This window comes from Streptosporangium sp. NPDC020072 (assembly GCF_040631445.1).
Classification (GTDB): Bacteria; Actinomycetota; Actinomycetes; order Streptosporangiales; family Streptosporangiaceae; genus Streptosporangium.
Window position 1 is genome coordinate 426,838 of the sequence record NZ_JBEYAB010000004.1, and the last position, 16,894, is coordinate 443,731.

The following is a 16,894-nucleotide window of genomic DNA, read 5'->3' on the forward strand; positions in this document are numbered from 1 at the left end:
GGGACGGTCTCGGCTGTCCGTGCTGATGTCACAGAAACCATCAGAACTCCTGCAGAAACCATCAACGACGCCGATCGGAACAGCGTGAACAAAAGGTTTACGCGTTACGGAGAGGGTGAGTCGTGAGCGACCCCCCGAATTTATTCTCTTATCTGCGAAGCACTTGAATGACATTTGCGGGATGACGGGGAAGACGGCACGGACAGGAAAAGCGTTGCCGGGTCTCACCCGTGGGGCGGGACCGGTGGGCGAGCCACGGGCGTCCGGATGCCCGCCCGTGGCCGCTCAGTTCCCGGTACGGCCGGAGCCGGGCCTCACCGGATGAGCTGCTCGACGTTGATCTTCACCTCGTAGACGTCCCGGTACGGGCTCGTCCCACCACTGCTCAGGGGCCACAGGATGGGCAACGGCTGCGTCAGGTCGAAGGAGATGGTCGGTGTGGTCGGCTGGACGGTGTCGACCGGATAGATGTTCCACCGCGGGGACGCCGTACCCCCCGTCCCAGGGGAGGACTGCGAGCCGGTGGGCGTGGGCCTGGGCTGCGAGCCGGGGTTCGTGGGGAACAGCGGCGGATCGAGGTTGACGAAGGTCATGGTCGAGCGCGGACCCACGTTGGGGGTGCTGCTGCCGCCTCCCCCACCGCCGCCGGTGCCGCCGGTCGATCCACCGCTCTGGGTGGGGGTGACGGGCAGGTTGTGGCGGTCGTTGCGGCTGGAGTCGCACGGCTGCGCCGCTCTGGCCGGTGGACGCGCTCCGTCGGGCGCCTTGACGCGCAGCCCGAGTTCGCCCGCGATCATCAGGGCGTAGTGTCCCGCCAGCGCCTTCTGCCCCTGCTGGTTGGGATGCCCTGACTGCTGCTTCTGGTTGAAGGCGTCCCCGGCGGGTGCCCAGACGAGGTTGCGGGTGTAGGGGGTTCTGGTCCCCAGTTCGTGGCCGGCGAAGGCGTTCTCGATGTCCAGCAGGTCGGCGGCGACCCCGTGGTCGGCCAGGACCTGCTGCGCCTTCTTGATGGAGGCGGTCAGCCGAGGCGACAGGGCACGGAGTCTCGCCCAGTCCGCGTCCCGGTTGAGGATGAACGTCAACCATCTCATCGGGCCTCCGGGAAGGAGGCCGTTCGCGAGAGACTGGGGGTAGTTGACCATCATGATCCTGGCCTTGCCGCCGGTGGCGGTCTTCGTCGCCCGTACCAGCTGCACCAGTCGCGCCGACAGGGTCGACGGTTGCGTCAGCGGACGGACGAACGGCGGGCGCGGAGGTTCCGAATCCGCCCATTCCTGTTCGGAGGTGCGGGTGGTGTCGAACAACGGCTCGGTCTCCGCCTCGACGGCGCTCAGGTTGCCCTTCTTGTCGAGGAGAGCCTGCAGCCTGGGTCCGAAGTCGACGTCGTTGCCGCCGAAGCCGGAGATCACCAGGTCGGTGGCGTTGTCCAGCCCCTGGCTCTGCGGCGGGTTGACGCGGCCGTGGTCGTTCTGGCCCACGAAGAAGTGCTCGCTGGCGGCGCCGGAGGAGGCGTTGAAACGTACGTCGAAGAAAACCTCGGGATTGGCGCGGCGTAGCAGGTCGATGCCCTGCAGGACCGCCGCGTTGGCCGAACGGTGCCGGAAGTCATCCTCGTAGTCGGCCTGGGTGTGCCCCAGCGCCGGGATGGGCGGCTTCCCGTTACCGACCCAGAGGTAGGGATCGGGCAGGAAACCGCGCTTGTTGAAGTAGTCTCCCGCCCCCTCTCCCGATATGTACGAGTCGCCCATGATGACGATCTTCACGACCTTCTGCCCAGGCAGGGGGACACCCTGGCGGAACTGGGTGGGTTTGTCGTCCCCCCAGAACAGCGGCCCACCCGGCCCGGTACCCGTCGGCGGGCAGGTGTCGGTCGGCGCGTACCGCTGAGCCAGGTAATCCAGGCCGTTGGTGTTGGGGAGGTTCGCGAGCGTTTCGGCGTCGTAGTCGTTGAGCAGCGGGACGTCGCCGCCCACGGTGGCGCTCGCGGGGGTGAGGCCGGCGCCCGCGACCAGGACCGTGGCGAGGGCCGCTCCTGCGAGCGCGCGAGGCAGGGGGCGATGTAAGGATCTTCGCGTCATGCCGTCAACTATGAGTAACGCTCACATGGGGTACCTCCTGCTGAGGAAGGAGCCCACCCCCCGCCGACCGGCCGCCGCCCCCTCCTGCCGGGGAAGGATCCCCCCGTCACATCCGCGAAGGCGATGGCGGGTTCGGCCTGGTCACGGGCGCGGCTCGGTGGCCGGACGCCGTACGGACCGGGGCCGCCGCCGTCGTGGGTCGCCGGTTCACGCTCGGATGTCCCGGGTCGGGTATGTGCGATCATGACCGGAACGGACGCCCGTTTCCTCGGCATCGCCGACCTGGTCGAAACCCCGTCCGTCGCGAGGGAGTCCATCCCGACGACGTCGCGCTCTGCCTGGAGGTCGACCGGTTCCCCTTCGCCATGGTGGCGGCCCTGGAAGGTCCGCTCATGGTTCTGCGTCCTTCACGCGACTCTCTGGGCGGTTCCCTCGGCCGCCGACCGTTCGACGGCGGCGAGGAGCCGGTGGTGGCGTAGGGCGGTATCGAAACCGGGATACGGCTGCCGGGCTTCGGCGAGGGCTCGGGCCACCTCCTGGTAGAGGGCCGCGATGTTGGCCGGAGGGCCGGACCGGACGCTGTCCGGAACCGTGCGACAGGTGTCGGGCACGGCCAGGACGTCGTCTCCGATCCTGATGTTCCAGTCGCCCCAGTGGATGAACGTCCCGGGCTGGGCGGGGGTGGCGGTCAGCGTTCCCTCGCTGCCGACGAGTTTGAGAAGGAAGGCGTCCTGGGTGGACGCGTTGCCGCCGTGCACGACGACGGAGGCGGTGGCGCCGCTCGCCAGCAGCCCGTGCAGCAGCACGTGACCGGGCGTGGCGTTGGGCACGATCCGCTCCGTCCCGGTCACCAGCACGCGGTCGTGCAGGCGGGGCAGCCGGGCGGAGACCTCGGTCAGCGGGCCCGCGACCCGTTCGAGCGCGGCCAGGAAGTGACCGGCCATGATGGTCAGGACGTTGGTTCCCGCCGAGGGGTCGAGACTGAACACCAGGTCCGGCCAGATCCGGTTGCCTCCGAAGGGGGCGCCCTCCGCCACCAGCGCGACCGATTCGAGCGTGCCGATCCGGCCCTCGGCCAGGAGGTCGGCGACGAAGCGGGCACTCGGGGAGTGGTGCCCCTGGAGCACGACCGCGTGGACGACACCCGCGGCGACGGCGGCCTCGGTCAGCTCCCTCGCCTCGTCGGCGTCGACGCCCAACGGCCACTCGGACACGACGTGCTTACCGGCGGCGAGGGCGGCCCTGATCACGGCGGCGTGCCCGGGGGTCTTCACCGAGACGACGACCAGGTCGACATCGGGATGCGCGGCGAGTTCACCCACGTCGGCGAAGGCGTGCCGTACGCCGTGGGCGGCGGCGGCCCGGTCCGCGCCGGCCTGATCGGTGGTCGCGACCGCGGTCACGTCGAACTCCTCAAGCGCGGCGAGCGCGGGCAGGTGCGAGCTGTTCGCCCAACCGCCGGCACCGACAACCCCGACTCGGATCATGCGTGTCACCCCTTAGTTCCGTACCGATTGGTACGAAATTAGGATGATGCGGCGCCCTCGCGCAAGGGGTAACGTACCGATAGGTATAAAACTCGGAGGAGAGCACGGAGGACGGCATGCCCGGCGGGCGCCCACGCTCGTTCGATGCGGACACCGCACTCGACCGCGCGCTTGAGGTGTTCTGGCGGCACGGCTACGAGGGCACCTCGCTGACCGACCTGACCACCGCGATGGGCATCAACAAGCCCAGCCTCTACGCCGCCTTCGGCAACAAGGAGGAACTGTTCGCCAAGGTCCTCGCCCGCTACCTCGACGGTCCCGGCGCCTACACCGCCGACGCGCTGGCCGCCCCCACCGGCAGGGAGGTCGTCGAACGGCTGGTCCGCGGGGCAGTGGACCTGGTCGCGGGAGAGGACACGCCCCACGGTTGCCTGTGCGTCAACAGCGTGCACGCCTGCGGGCCCGACGCGCACGCCGTACGGCGGGACGCCATCGCGGTGCGCAAGGCCGGTGAGGCGGCGCTGCGCAGAAGGCTGGAACAGGCCACCGACCTGCCCTCCCGCCACGACCCGGCCACCCTGGCCGCCCTCGTCCACACGATCACCGACGGCATAGCCGTACAGGCCGCCGCAGGCAGAAGTCACGACGAACTACGCCGGATAGGCGACCTGGCCCTGCACGCCGTACTGAAGGGCGATTGAGCTGTGGGACATCCACAACGGTAGGTCGCGTTGTGGTTTCCGCAGGGACCCGGCTCCTGGAGACGGTGACGCCTCCCGGTCTCGGCCTGCCCAGCGGATGAGCCGCTGGGCAGGAGGCTCGCCGTGATGAGACGGAGATCATCGTCTGTGACGATCGGCGCATGAAACGCATGGGAGTGGCGCTGGTGGTGGCGGGTCTGCTGAGCGTCGCGGTTCCCGGCGGCGCCGTTCACGCGGCCCCTGAACCGGGCTCTCTCGGCTCCGTCGTCAAAGCGATCAAGAAGCAGTTCGCGAAACACAGCAGCGTGCGCTTCTCCGTCAAACGACACGGCGGGCCTCCGTCCTACTTCGACATGAAGGCGTTCGGCGCGTACCGCTTCAGGACTTCAGGCGTGTACGCCGCCGACACCACGGAGATCACCCGGGAAGGAGAAGGGATAAGCCGGTCCCGGGGGATCAGCATCGGCCGGGATTTCTACTCGCAGGCCTACGCGCGTTCCAAGGACGGCAAGTACATATGGAAGTCGCCGTCGGCTTTGGGGAAATGGACCTATGGACGGGGCTTCTCCGGGGTCGTCTGGAAAGAGGACCTGATCAACGGGATCAACCCCGGCTTCCTCGAACTGGTCGCGTCCAACGGTGCGACCAGTTCCGACGGTGGAACCTTCGAGGGAGTGAGGACGACCCTCCACAGCGGCACTGTGACGGTTCCCGAGCTGGGAGGAAGGCAGGCCGGGATGTTCTTCGGAACCGAGGAGGGCCGAGGTCTGTGGGGCGGGCCGATCACCTGGAAGCTCTGGGTGGGCCCGGACAACCTGCCGAGACGTTTCCACGCCATCATGAGGTTCACTCCCGACCCGAAGTACGGCGGCGGCGAGGTCGAGACCATGACGATGAACATCCTCTATCGAGGATGGGGAAGCCCCGTCAAGATCACGGCCCCGCCCAAGAGCCTCCTCACCGACGACTGGTGAGTTCCTGCCCGCCGCCGGGCGTCGACGGCCTCACCGGCAACGGCGCCCTTCCGGCACTCCTCACCGAGAACACGTAGAGCGCCCCCATGCCGTGGTTGATCGTGTCTGTGATCCCGGAGGTGTCCTGCCGGTTCAGCGGTGCCGGGGGAAGGCGAGGGTTCGTGTGACGTACAGGCGGATCGTTCCCTTCGTCGATTCGTCCGCCTGCCAGACGAGCCAGTCACCCCCCACCGGGGTGTTCTGCCTCGTGGGGTACATCACGTAGGGCATGTCCGGGTCGCGTGGCCTGTCGGGGGCGGGTTCGCTGACCAGGTAGGTGGCCTTGAGGCCGCGTCTGCCGATCTCCGGGAGGACCTCGCCCGCGGTCCTGCCCTCGACCCGGTACCCGCCCAGCGACGTCGCCCTCACCCAGGGGGGAGGCGTCTTCGCCAGGTAGTGCGGCCGGTCGTCGGGGACCGGATCGCAGGGCGCCACCGGGTCCCGCATGAGGATCGTGCTGGTGCCGTTCCATCCGTTGACGGGGTCGACGTACAGGGTCCAGACGAAGGTCTGGCCGGGCTTGAACAGCTTGGTGTCGATCTGCATCCGCCAGGCCCCGGGATCACCGGGCACGTTCGTGGGCGTGCGGTAGAGACCCCCGGGGACGTCCGTCACGACGGCGCCGCGTGGCTCCCTGCACTTCCGGCCCGCCGGGACGTAGTCCACGACGGCGGGCACGTTGAGCTCCTGGAGCTGCCTGGTCAGCCCCTTCACGTCCGGGAGGTCGCCGGGTGCGACGTCGCGTACGGTGACGTGCACGACGCCGTCGGAGTCCTTGGTGACGGCGTAGGCGGGGGCGGCCCCTCCGACGGACGAGACGGTGATCGCGCCCGCCGCGGCGGCGACCGCCGTCCCCGCCGCCAGGGCCATGACGATCCGGCGGCGTGGCCGTCCGGCCCGCTCGGCCGCGGCCCGCGCCGCCACGTGCTCCTTCAGCTCGGCCAGCCGGTGCTCCTCGAAGCCTGCGAGAGATCCGTTCATGACGATCCTTCCAAGATGGTCTCCGGGCAGGTGCCGGGTTCGTTCACGAGTCGGCGGTGCGCGCGGTGCAGCCGTACCCGGGCGGTGGCGACACGGATGCGCAGGGCCGTGGCGGCGTCGGTGACGGACAGGCCGTCGACGTCCACCAGTTCGGCCACGGCTCGCAGGCCCTTGGGCAGCCGCGCGATGGCCGCCAGCAGCGGGCGGGTGGCCCGTTCGGCGTCGATACGTTCCTCAAGCCGCGCGATGTCGTCGTCGTCCAGAGGACGGCGCCCCGCGGCCCTGCCGTTCTTGTGCAGTTCCCTGGCCGCTCTGCGCAGTTCGGACGCCACCACGTTGCGCGCGATGCCGAACAGCCACGCCTCCTGGCTGCCCCGGTCGGGCCGGTAGGTGTTCGCCGCGTCGACGGCGGCCAGGAAGACCTCGGTGGTGAGGTCGTCCACCGTGTGCGGATCGGTCATCCGGCGGGCCACGAAGCGGCTCACCCGTTCGACGTGTCTTCGGTAGAAGACCTCGAACGCCTCGGGATCCCGCATCGTCTGCCGGAGATCCTCCGGCGGAACGTCTGTCATCCACTGCGCCTTCCGCTGACTCGGGACTTTCCCCTTCTTGGTGAGCAGCGGGGCGGGATATTACATCCCGATCGGATCGGCCTCCCGCCGTACCGGCGTCCTCGTCATGAGCGCAACGGACATCGCGGGCCAGACGGACGCGGCGACGGGACCGCCTCCGACGACGGAACCCACGCCAGGGCCCCGCACGCGGCGTCAGACCCCTGACGTCACCGCAGGCTCGGGACACGGCGCACGCTCCACACGGCCAGAGAGGAGGGCGCCGGGCCGGTCAGGGAACTCCCTGCGGTGGCAGATACCCACGAAGAGGGCGCGGGGTCAACTCGTCGGCACCCGGACCTGGTCGGCCGGAGGGGCGGTCACGGTCGTATGACCCCAGTCGGAGAAGGTGATCTCCGTCGGCGTCTTCGCGGTCAGCCGTAGCCGTACCGGCCGTCCCTGGCCGTCGAGCCAGAGGTCGTACGTGGCCCGCGCGCCGAGCTCCTTGAGCAACCGGTCGCGCAGCCGCGCCTGTGCCGCCCCGTCACCGGCTCGGACCCTGTCGTACTCCTCCGTGGTGTCCTGCATGATCGGCAGCGGGTCGTACGCGTCGAGGAACACGGCGAGATCCAGCGCGTCGAGTGCCGCCCGCACGTCGATGGCGACCGTGTAACGGTCAAGCCCGCCCTCGGACGCCTGACCGCTCACCCGCCCCCGCGCCGCCAGTAGCGCGTGCACCCGGTGGCTGTTCACCAGCGTCATGGCCTGGTCCGTCACCACGGTGATGCCCAGCAGGTTGTACGGCTCGTGCTCTTCGGTGATCTTCTCCCAGGAATTGTCCGGCGCCGTCTCGTCCTGCATCTGCATGTACGCGGCGTCTCCCAGCCGAATGAGCCGCCCGCGCAAACCCTGGCCCAGATCGGCGAAGACGTCCTGGTCCTGTCCCCTGGTGACCAGGGTGGCGCTCTGGGTCCCCTGCTTCGCCACCCGCCTGACGTCCGGGTGCGCCTGTAGATATGTCTCGACATATCCGGTGATATCGGGAGCGGTCTTCATCCCCGGACCGCACCCCGCCACCAGTAGCGCCAATACGGCGATCACCACATATCTGGGCACGCGGTCATGCTGACACGGCCATATGCAGAACCCTCTGAGGGGAGCGTGCAGATCACGTGCAGAAAGATCTGTCCAAAATCCCGATATTTTCGTGTCGGATGTGCATTCTCGGGGTCGTACGGCGTGGCGATTATGGAATGTCCTGTTTTGGGGCGAATGTGGCGCGTGGCTGGTATGGCATCGGCTGACTGTGTTCTCGACGGGCGGAAAAAGTCAAAGTTGCATGGCGTGCAAGTCCGGGTATGGTCGAAAACAGGACGCACCATCCACTGTGATCCACCACAGGAGCGCTGATGCCTCGTTCCACCACCGAGATCCATCGCGTCGAGAAAGCACCCGAGGCCGACCAGGCCACATTGCGGGTGCAGTTGCCCGACGAGCTGAAGGTCAGGCAGTGTCCGTTCGATCCGCCGCAGGCGCTGGCCAGGATGCACGCGCGGGCGCCGGTCAACCAGGTGACGCTGGGCACCGGAGAGAAGATGTGGGTGGTCACCGGCATCGACGAGGCCCGCTTCGTGATGTCCGACCCCCGTTTCAGCGCCGACCGCTTCAACCGCCGCAACGCCCTGATCTCCGTCCCCGAGGAGATGCGCGAGAAGCTGTTCGACGCACGCGCCATGGCCGGGCAGTTCGTGGCCATGGATCCACCGCAGCACACCCGCCTGCGCAAGCTGGTCGTCGGCCAGTTCACCCTGCGCCGGATGCGCGCGCTCGTCCCGCGCATCACCGAGATCGTCGAGGATCACCTGGACGCGATGGAGGCCGCGGGCACCTCGGCCGACCTGGTCAGAGCGTTCGCCCTGCCCGTGCCCTCCCTGGTGATCTGCGAGCTGCTCGGCGTGCCGTACGAGGCCCGCGCGGACTTCCAGCGCCGCACCTCCACCCTCATCCGCATGGACACACCGGTGAAGGAGGTGCTGCGGGTCCGCGAGGAGATGCGGGAGTTCATGCGCGAGCTGGTCGACGCCAAGCGTGCCCAGCCCGACGACGGCCTGATCTCCGGGCTGATCCACGGTGACCACGCCGGAGAGCTCACCGACGACGAGCTGGTCGGCATCGCGAACCTGCTGCTCGCCGCCGGGCACGAGACCACGGCCAACATGATCGCCCTGGGCGCCTTCGCCCTCCTGGAACATCCCGACCAGCTCGAACTGCTGCGTGACAACACCGAGATAGCCGACAGGGCCGTCGAGGAGCTGCTGCGTTACGTCTCGATCCTCCACATGGGTCCGTTCCGCGTCGCCACCGACGACGTGGAGGTGGGCGGCGTGCGGGTCCCGGCGGGCGACACGGTGATGATCTCGACTCCGGAGACCAACCGGGACCCCGCCCACTGGGAGGACCCGACCACCTTCGACCTCACCCGCGAACGTAACCCGCACGTGGCCTTCGGGTACGGCATCCACCAGTGCCTCGGCCAGCAGCTGGCCCGCGCGGAGCTGAGCGTCGCCCTGCCCGCCCTGGTGCGCCGCTTCCCGCACCTGCGGCTGGCCTGCCGTCCGGACGAGGTGCCGATGCGCGACGACATGTTCATCTACGGCGTGCACTCCCTGCCCGTCGCCTGGGACGCCCCCCAGGCCTGAGCCCGTACCGGTTCCGGGCGGCCGTTCGCGTCGGCCCGGGACCGGTCGAGCGGGGCGCCCAGCCCCGCGTCGAGCTGGGCCACCACCGTGTCGATGAGCGAGCTGAGCGGGCCCGGCTCGCTCAGCCAGCGCTGGGTCGCCACCCGCAGCGCGCTCAGCATGCACGACGCCACCAGGCCCGGATACAGGTCCTCGTCCCCGACCCCCGTCCGCTCCGAGACCGCGGCGGCCAGTTCACGCTCGCGCGCGGCGAACGCCTTGAGCCGGTACGGCAGCAGCGCCGGGTCACCACGCAGGACCTGGAGGTGTTCGACGTGGAAGCGCAGCTTGTCCTCGTCGACCACCTCCAGCACGGCCGCACGCAGCGCCGCCAGCACCGGCTCGGCGGCGGGGCGGCCCCGGAAGGCGGCGACGATGGCCTCGGCGATGGCCGCGTCACCCGCGACCACCGCCTCCTCCTTGCAGGAGAAGTAGTTGAAGAAGGTCCGCAGCGCGACCCCGACCTCCTCGGCGACCTGCTCGGCGGTGACGTTGGCCACCCCGCGCTCGGCGCACATCCGTAGCGCCGCCTCGCTCAACGCCGCCCGGGTCGCGCGCTTCCTGCGCTCCCGCCGCCCCATGCCGCCTTCGTCCATGCACCGCACCTCAGCGCTCGCGCCTGCCGTACCCGGAGAATAGATGGTCACCCGTCGGGCGACCATGGCCATACGCCGGTCCTGCGGTGGCCAAGGGTCATGTGGACGAGGTTCGTACGGCGCTCTCCGCGACGGGGTCCAGGCGCGCGTCGCTCAGTGCGGCCTCGACGCGGCGGTTGCTGGTCATGGTCGCGGTGACGGCGGTCATGGTGAGCAGGAGACCCGCGGCGACGTACAGCGGGGTGCGCAGGCCGTAGGCGTTGGCCAGCCCGCCGCCCAGGAACGCGCCGAACGGGGCGGCGCACATGGAGAGCATGCGGGAGGTGGAGGCGACCCGGCCCATCAGACGGGCCGGGACGATGGCCTGCCGGAGCGAGGGGCCGAGGACCATCGTGGCGCCGATGCCCGCCCCGCAGACGGCGAGCGCGAGCCCGGCCACGTACGCGTTCGGCGCCGCGGCGAGCCCCACGATGGCGAGGCCTTCGATGGTGGCGGTGCAGGTCAGCGCGGTGCCGGTGCCCAGGCGCCTTCCGAGGAAGGAGGCGACGCCCGCGCCGAGCAGGCCGCCCGCGGCCTCGGCGGTGAGGAGCAGGCCGAAGCCGAAGGCGCCGATGCCGAGACGTTCGCGGGCGAACAGCGGCAGGACGGTCTCCACGGCGAGGAAGGCGATGTTCCCGACCGCCGGACGCAGCGCGAGCCCGAGCAGCAGCCGGTCCCGGAAGACGTAGGAGGCCCCGGCCCGAGCCTGCCGGAGCAGTGACTCGCGGGCGCTCGCCACAGGGCGCGGTACGGCGGGCAGCGACCGGACGAGCAACGCGGACAACGCGAACGACACCGCGTCGGCGAGCAACGGAACCGAACGTCCGAGGGCGAGCAGAGCACTGCCCGCGGGGGGCCCGGCGAAGCCGGACGCCGCGGTCTGGGTGCCGCGCAGGCGGGCGTTGGCCCGCTCAAGCTGGGCGGGGTCGCGGCCGAGCAGGTCCGGCAGGTACGCGGTGGCGGCCGTGTCGAAGAACAGTGAGCCGAGGGCGAGCAGGAACGCCACGGCCGTCAGCAGCGGGATGCTCAGCACGTCGAGCGCCGCCGCGGCGGCGGGTACGGCCAGCAGCACCGCACGCGCGGCGTCCGTGACCCACATCGTGCGGCGACGGTCCCAGCGGTCGACCAGCGCGCCGCCGAGCACTCCGAACAGCAGCCAGGGCAGTGTCCCGGCGGCCGTGACGACGGCCAGCACCATCGGATCCCGGGTCAGCGTCAACGCCAGCAGCGGCAGCGCGGCGTGCATCACCCCGTCGCCGAGCGAGGACACCGTCTGCGCGGTCCACAGTCGTCCGAAGCCGGCCGGTAACTTCGTTGCGTCACTCATCGGATCAGGCGTCCCCCTCGCCCTGGTCGGCGAAGGTCCCAGAGGTGCCCGCCACCACGGTCGCGGCGAGATTATTCGTTTTCATCACGGTATGTTCCACTATGGGAGGGAGTGTAGAACCGGCGCCCCCGAGGTTTCCGCGCGGCTCCGATGACGGCGGTCAGCGCATCCGAGGGCTGTCCGACTCACCCCGAAGCTCAGCTCGGGAGAACCAACACCCATCCCAGGCCGTGGATCGACAGAGCCGGGGAGGCCGTCATGCTGCTCGGGTCGCGGGCCGGGTTCGGCCTGGAGTTCCACGTCGAACGGGACCCGGGGCTGCTGTGCGTCGACGTCTTCGTCGGCGGGCTCCACGTGAACACGTGGGACAACGCGTTCTACCCGCCGCTGCTGGTCAAGAAGCTCAAGGACGAACTCGGCCGCTTCCACACGCCGGCCGCACGACCGGTGGGGTTCACCTCGCCGTCCGAGTCCTTCCTCATCGCCGAGAACGGGCTGTACGGCGACGCCGGTACCGACGCCGAGGCGGCACTCGCACGGTGTGTGTTCCTGGAATGGGGCGAGTGCACCGACGAGGTGACGGCGTTCGCGTTCCCCGACGGGGACCGGGTGCACCTCGCCTGCCGGGTCCGTGACGGAGGCGGTCCCGCCTGGGGCACCGAGGCCCGGCATGAGCCGACGGTGGTTTCGGTGAGCCGGACGGCGCTCGTCGAGACACTGGAGGGCGGCCTCGCCGTCGCCGAACGCGAGTGGTCCGTCCGGCTCACCACAGGGGACCCCGCCTGACGGCGTCCCTCCCAAGTCGGAGACCGTCGTGTGGAACCAGGGTTTCCGTAGGGGACAACTCCGATGCCCTACCGCCCTCCCACGTCGGATCTTGATATGACGGAGGCCGAGAGCCGGACTCCGTGAATCGGAGGAACACCGTGAAGGGAAGACGCACCGGCACGGCCGTCGTGGCGTGCCTGACCGTGTCGTTGCTGGCGACGCCCGCCGTGACCGCCCCCGCGGCGGCGGACGCGAGCCCGAGCGGTCGGCCGGGTCTGCAGGCGATGCTGGACAAGATCGTCGCAGGCGGTGCGGTCGCCGCGATCGCCGAGGTTCGCGACGGGGACAGGACCTGGCGAGCCGCAAGCGGCAAGGCGAGGATGAACAACGCCCAGCCGGCCCCGGTGAACGGGCGCTTCCGGGCCGGGAGCGTGACCAAGTCGTTCACGGCGACCGTGGTGCTCCAACTGGTGGGAGAGGGAAGGCTGCGCCTGTCCGACAGTGTGGAGAAGTGGCTGCCGGGGCTCGTGGACAAGGGCGCCGACATCACGATCAGGCACCTCCTCCAGCACACCAGCGGCCTTCCCGAGTACTCGACGGACATGATGGACGAGGCGGGCATCCCCAAGGAGCGCTACCGCACCTGGTCGGCACGCGAACTGGTGGAGAAAGCGGAGAAGCTCCCGCGCGACTTCCCACCCGGGTCTGACTACAAGTACTCCAACACCAACTACATCGTGCTCGGCATGCTGATCGAGAAGGTCACCGGCAGGCCGTACGCGACAGAGATCAGGGAGCGGATCCTGCGACCGCTCGGCCTGCGTGACACCCGCGTGCCGGGAGCCTCCCCGGAGGTGTACGGCCCGCACGCCCACGCGTACGCGCCGGTCACCAGGGGTGGCCAGGTCGTCCCCGTCGACGTCACACGGTTCAATCCCACGATGGCCGGTGCGGCGGGTGAGATCGTCTCCACCACCGAGGACATCAACCGGTTCTACCGCGCCCTGTTCCAGGGCAAGCTGCTCCGTCCCGGTCTGCTGAAGGAGATGAAGGATCCCGGCACGACCGAGGGGTACGGGCTGGGGCTGGAGATGGCGCCTCTTCCCTGCGGCACCGCGTTCGGCCACGGCGGCGGCGCCCCGGGCTACCTCACGGTGGCGTTCAACTCGGCCGACGGCTCGCGACAGGTCACGGTGTCGATGACCCCGTTCTCCGGCGACCCTCACCAGGCGGCCATGACCCTGCTGACCTCCGCGCTGTGCCCCTAGACCGTGGCTCACGGTGAGGGCTTCGTCCTCACCGGCCGCCGATCCCGTTCGCCCGCCGCGATGCTCACCGGCGGGCGACGCGGAACGGTCGGTTCATTGCCTGGCGGTCCCCCGCGGCCGTCGCCGCCACGCGCGCTTTCGCGCCGCCTTTCCTTGAATTACTCTTTGTTATGAATCGAACACAAGGAGTGATTGTTGTGCGACGTGTGATGTCCACGGCCACGGCCACGGGCGCTCTGGCCGTCGGGGCCGCGCTCATCGTGGCCGCCCCCGGCCTCGCCTCCGCCGCGACCGGGACCTTCGAGTACAGCTCCCGCGGCATCTCGCGTACCTTGACCGACCCGAACGACCGTCAGTGCTACGACCTCGGTGACGCGGTCGGCGCCGAGAACAACACCGACCGTGTCGCGGTGCTGTACACCGGCAGGGGTTGCCGTGGAACGGCTGTCGCGAGGGTCGTCCCGGGTGGTTCCGCCGTGCGGGTCCGGTACGCGAGCGTGATATTCGAGAGCTGACGGCATCGGGGCGGGGCTTGCCGTGGTGTGGCGGGAAGCCCCCGAGCGGTCGAACGAGTGCGGAAAGGCGTGACCGCTGACAGGCGTTCGGTCGTCCGGGTGCGGCCTCGTCGGCGGAACGACCGGAATCCGGCGACGCGACGCCGGTGGCGCTGTCGCCGGAGGGCCGTGATCAGAGCTGGTGGAAGTTCCTGTAGTGGTCGGGGGAGTACCAGACGGTGCCGGTGTTTCGGTCGAGGACGATCCGGTGGGCGTCGCGGGGGCTGCCCTGGCGGCGGGGGAAGACGTCGTATTCGGCGTAGTCACCCCCGGCCGGGAGTTGGTGCTCGCGGTTGCCGAAGACGCCGCCGCTGAAGTTCGACTGGCCGTTGGGCCAGGGGAACCATCTACGGGCGGCGGGGTAGTGCAGTTGGGTGCCCCAGATCGTGTTCGCGTCGCGGGCGGAGGCACAGCCGGGGATGGCGCAGTTGGGATAGACCGCCGCGGGTGAGGTGTGCGCGGCGGCGGGGGAGAGCGCCCCGGTCAGGCCGGTCAGCAGGGTGATCGCGGTGGCCAACGCCACGAGGAGCCGGGTAGGAGAAGTACGCATGGGGGGCCTTTCTAGGCGACATCCCTACCATCATCACCTCATGGATGTATTCGGCTACTTACCGTAATGGTTCAGGCGTGTTCCGGATACGCGGAAGTGGCGCGAAGGTCATGACGGTTTGATCGCATACCGTCGGCGCATCGTGATCAAGAGGATGTCGTTCGGCGGATTCTCGAACAGCGCGTGTGCCGGTCTCAGCCGTATCGCTCGACGAGCGCGTTGCCGATCGAGGCCAGGTGGCCTCGCACACCTGGCGGGCCGGTCACCTCCAGCCATTCGACCAGCCCGGAGAGCTCGCCGGCGAGCGTGTACTCGTCGTAGCCGCGGATCACGACCTCGATGCGGCCGTCCGGCGTGGAACCTCCCACTTCGAGCCGACCGCCGAACGCCATCCGGAGCAGGCCTATCCCGTGGGGCACGCACACCGCCTGGATTTCGAGGGGCGTTCGCCCACGGTCGATCTTGTCGGCGATCTCGCGCCAGCTCTCGGCGAGGTCGAAGTCCTCAGGCCGGTGCACGGGATCGTCGGTCGGGCCGACGGACGACACACGGTCGATCCTGAAGGTCCGCCGACCGGCCTCGGTGCCGGAGACGAGGTACCACGACGGGCCTTTGGCGACGATGCCCAGCGGGTGGACGGTTCTCACGGTTTCGGCGCCTTTGCCGTCGACGTAGCCGAGCCGCACCTGGACGCCGCGGATCACCGCGTCCTGGAGCTCGTCGAGGAAGCGAGGTGGTCGGTGCTCGATCCGACTCGACCCCCATCGTTGCGGGTCCATGACCAACGACGACGCCGCCGCCTCGGCCTGCGCCCGGAAGGGCTCCGGCAGGGCGTGGACGAGCTTGCGCAGGGCCGCCTTCACGGCCGGCGTCGCGGCCGAGGCCTGGCCGGCGACCAGGAACAGGGCGCGGGCCTCACCCGCGGTCAACCCGGACAGGTCGGTGCGGGCGCCGCCCACGAGGCGCCAGCCGCCGCCTCGGCCCTGCATGGAGTAAACGGGCACCCCGGCCATGGCCAGGGCGTCGAGGTCGCGGCGGGCGGTGCGCTCGGAGACCTCCAGCTCCCGGGCGACCTCCGCCGCCGTCACCTGCTCGCGCCGCTGCAGCAGGAGAAGGACGGCCACCAGCCGATCGGTTCGCACGCCGACAACACTTTCACAGGAAACCGGTCACGAGGTGACCGGTTTCGGTCGGCAGGATGGTCACCGACATCGGCCCTCGGCCTTTCGGAGGTGCTCTTCGGGCACCTTCGTCCCCTGATCACTCAGAAAAGACGAAGAGGAAACGCAGTGTTCGATCCAGTCGATTTTCCCAAGCCCACTCTTGTTTCGGTAAACGGTGTGGAAATTGAGGTCTTCGAAGCAGGACGACAAAATGCGGGGAAACCCATCGTGCTCTGTCACGGCTGGCCGGAGCACGCCTTCTCCTGGCGCCATCAGATGCCCGCCCTCGCCGCGGCGGGTTACCACGTCATCGTCCCGAACCAGCGGGGTTACGGAAATTCATCCCGTCCGGCCGAAGTGACGGAATACGACATCGCACACCTGTCAGGTGATCTCATCGCACTTCTCGATCACTACGGATACGAAGACGCCACCTTCGTCGGCCATGATTGGGGGGCGGCCGTCGTCTGGGGACTGACCCTGCTGCACCCGAACCGGGTGAACACGGTGATCAACCTGAGCCTGCCCTACCTGGAGCGCGGGGAGAGGCCCTGGATCGAGTCCATGGAAGAGGCGTTCGGCGGCGACTTCTACTTCGTCCACTTCAACCGGCGGCCGGGTGTCGCAGACGCCGTGTTCGAAGAGAACACCTTTCGGTTCCTCCGCAACATCTACCGGAAGAACGAGCCTCCAAGAGAGCCTCGGCCGGGTATGGCGTTGATCGATCTCGCCAGAGCGGAGAAGCCACTCGGTGAGCCCGTGATGAGCGACGGCGAACTGGCCGTTTTCGTCTCCGCCTTCGAGTCGACAGGGTTCACAGGAGGTATGAACTGGTACAGGAACCTTGACCGCAACTGGCACCTGCTGGCGGACGTGGACCCGATCATCCAACAGCCCACACTGATGATCTACGGTGACCGGGACGTGGTCGCGAAGTCCGAAAGACTGACGGATTTCGTACCCAACGCGGAAACGGTCAGCCTGGATTGCGGTCACTGGATCCAGCAGGAGAAGCCGGAGGAAACAAACCAGGTGATCCTGGAGTGGCTGGGCCGGCGGGACGCCACCTGACGCGTGTTC

General features: G+C 69.1%; 16 protein-coding genes. 7 read left to right on the forward strand and 9 right to left on the reverse strand.

Going from position 1 to position 16,894, the window contains the following annotated elements:
- Window positions 1-314: 314 nt before the first annotated feature.
- Window positions 315-2,078: a hypothetical protein gene (locus ABZ470_RS11615; protein WP_362911267.1), complete on the reverse strand. Its 1,764-nt coding sequence runs from the start codon at window positions 2,076-2,078 to the stop codon at window positions 315-317.
- Between the two features lie 407 nt (window positions 2,079-2,485).
- Window positions 2,486-3,565 (reverse strand): Gfo/Idh/MocA family oxidoreductase, encoded by a 1,080-nt coding sequence (locus tag ABZ470_RS11620; protein WP_362911268.1) that lies wholly within the window; start codon window positions 3,563-3,565, stop codon window positions 2,486-2,488.
- Window positions 3,566-3,681: 116 nt separating this feature from the next.
- Here ABZ470_RS11620 and ABZ470_RS11625 point away from each other — a divergent pair, with 116 nt between their 5' ends.
- Together ABZ470_RS11625 and ABZ470_RS11630 are read left to right on the forward strand one after the other, a co-directional pair.
- On the forward strand, window positions 3,682-4,266 hold the full coding sequence (locus tag ABZ470_RS11625) for a TetR/AcrR family transcriptional regulator (protein WP_362911269.1): 585 nt from the start codon (window positions 3,682-3,684) through the stop codon (window positions 4,264-4,266).
- A gap of 161 nt (window positions 4,267-4,427) precedes the next feature.
- Entirely contained in the window at window positions 4,428-5,240 is an 813-nt protein-coding gene (locus ABZ470_RS11630; RefSeq protein ID WP_362911270.1) for a hypothetical protein, read from the forward strand.
- Between the two features lie 132 nt (window positions 5,241-5,372).
- On the opposite strand, the gene ABZ470_RS11635 is transcribed toward ABZ470_RS11630, so the two are convergent.
- The 3 genes from ABZ470_RS11635 to ABZ470_RS11645 all read right to left on the reverse strand — a co-directional run bounded on the left by ABZ470_RS11635 (window position 5,373) and on the right by ABZ470_RS11645 (window position 7,927).
- A complete protein-coding gene (locus tag ABZ470_RS11635; RefSeq protein ID WP_362911271.1) occupies window positions 5,373-6,260 on the reverse strand; it encodes a hypothetical protein in 888 nt (295 codons plus the stop codon).
- On the reverse strand, window positions 6,257-6,832 hold the full coding sequence (locus tag ABZ470_RS11640) for an RNA polymerase sigma factor (RefSeq protein WP_362784615.1): 576 nt from the start codon (window positions 6,830-6,832) through the stop codon (window positions 6,257-6,259). Before ABZ470_RS11640 ends, ABZ470_RS11635 begins: the two co-directional genes overlap by 4 nt.
- A 318-nt stretch (window positions 6,833-7,150) precedes the next feature.
- A complete protein-coding gene (locus ABZ470_RS11645) occupies window positions 7,151-7,927 on the reverse strand; it encodes a hypothetical protein (protein ID WP_362911272.1) in 777 nt (258 codons plus the stop codon).
- A 293-nt stretch (window positions 7,928-8,220) separates the two neighbouring features.
- Here ABZ470_RS11645 and ABZ470_RS11650 point away from each other — a divergent pair, with 293 nt between their 5' ends.
- Window positions 8,221-9,510, forward strand: coding sequence for a cytochrome P450 (locus ABZ470_RS11650; RefSeq protein ID WP_362911273.1), 1,290 nt, complete (start codon window positions 8,221-8,223; stop codon window positions 9,508-9,510).
- On the opposite strand, the gene ABZ470_RS11655 is transcribed toward ABZ470_RS11650, so the two are convergent.
- Window positions 9,462-10,145 (reverse strand): TetR family transcriptional regulator, encoded by a 684-nt coding sequence (locus ABZ470_RS11655; protein WP_352013962.1) that lies wholly within the window; start codon window positions 10,143-10,145, stop codon window positions 9,462-9,464. The two genes, ABZ470_RS11650 and ABZ470_RS11655, sit on opposite strands and share 49 nt — an antisense overlap.
- Before the next feature lie 97 nt (window positions 10,146-10,242).
- Window positions 10,243-11,511, reverse strand: a complete 1,269-nt coding sequence (locus tag ABZ470_RS11660) for an MFS transporter (protein ID WP_362784599.1) — start codon at window positions 11,509-11,511, stop codon at window positions 10,243-10,245.
- Window positions 11,512-11,769: 258 nt separating this feature from the next.
- On the opposite strand from ABZ470_RS11660, the gene ABZ470_RS11665 reads away from it, so the two are divergent.
- The 3 genes from ABZ470_RS11665 to ABZ470_RS11675 all read left to right on the forward strand — a co-directional run bounded on the left by ABZ470_RS11665 (window position 11,770) and on the right by ABZ470_RS11675 (window position 14,062).
- Complete coding sequence (locus ABZ470_RS11665; RefSeq protein WP_362911274.1) at window positions 11,770-12,297, forward strand: hypothetical protein; 528 nt, start codon at window positions 11,770-11,772, stop codon at window positions 12,295-12,297.
- Window positions 12,298-12,437: 140 nt separating this feature from the next.
- Window positions 12,438-13,547 carry a serine hydrolase domain-containing protein gene (locus ABZ470_RS11670; protein ID WP_362911275.1) on the forward strand — a complete coding sequence of 370 codons (1,110 nt, stop codon included), beginning with the start codon at window positions 12,438-12,440 and terminating at the stop codon, window positions 13,545-13,547.
- A 197-nt stretch (window positions 13,548-13,744) separates the two neighbouring features.
- Window positions 13,745-14,062, forward strand: a complete 318-nt coding sequence (locus ABZ470_RS11675; RefSeq protein WP_362911276.1) for a hypothetical protein — start codon at window positions 13,745-13,747, stop codon at window positions 14,060-14,062.
- Between the two features lie 172 nt (window positions 14,063-14,234).
- Here the strand turns inward: ABZ470_RS11675 and ABZ470_RS11680 are convergent, their stop codons facing one another.
- Both ABZ470_RS11680 and ABZ470_RS11685 read right to left on the reverse strand, forming a co-directional pair.
- Window positions 14,235-14,651, reverse strand: coding sequence for a ribonuclease domain-containing protein (locus tag ABZ470_RS11680; protein WP_362911277.1), 417 nt, complete (start codon window positions 14,649-14,651; stop codon window positions 14,235-14,237).
- 194 nt (window positions 14,652-14,845) lie between these two features.
- The gene (locus ABZ470_RS11685; protein ID WP_362911278.1) at window positions 14,846-15,793 is read right to left on the reverse strand and encodes a WYL domain-containing protein; all 948 of its coding nucleotides are present in this window, start codon (window positions 15,791-15,793) and stop codon (window positions 14,846-14,848) included.
- A gap of 147 nt (window positions 15,794-15,940) precedes the next feature.
- Here ABZ470_RS11685 and ABZ470_RS11690 point away from each other — a divergent pair, with 147 nt between their 5' ends.
- Window positions 15,941-16,885 carry an alpha/beta hydrolase gene (locus tag ABZ470_RS11690; protein ID WP_362911279.1) on the forward strand — a complete coding sequence of 315 codons (945 nt, stop codon included), beginning with the start codon at window positions 15,941-15,943 and terminating at the stop codon, window positions 16,883-16,885.
- The last annotated feature ends 9 nt before the right edge of the window (window positions 16,886-16,894 follow it).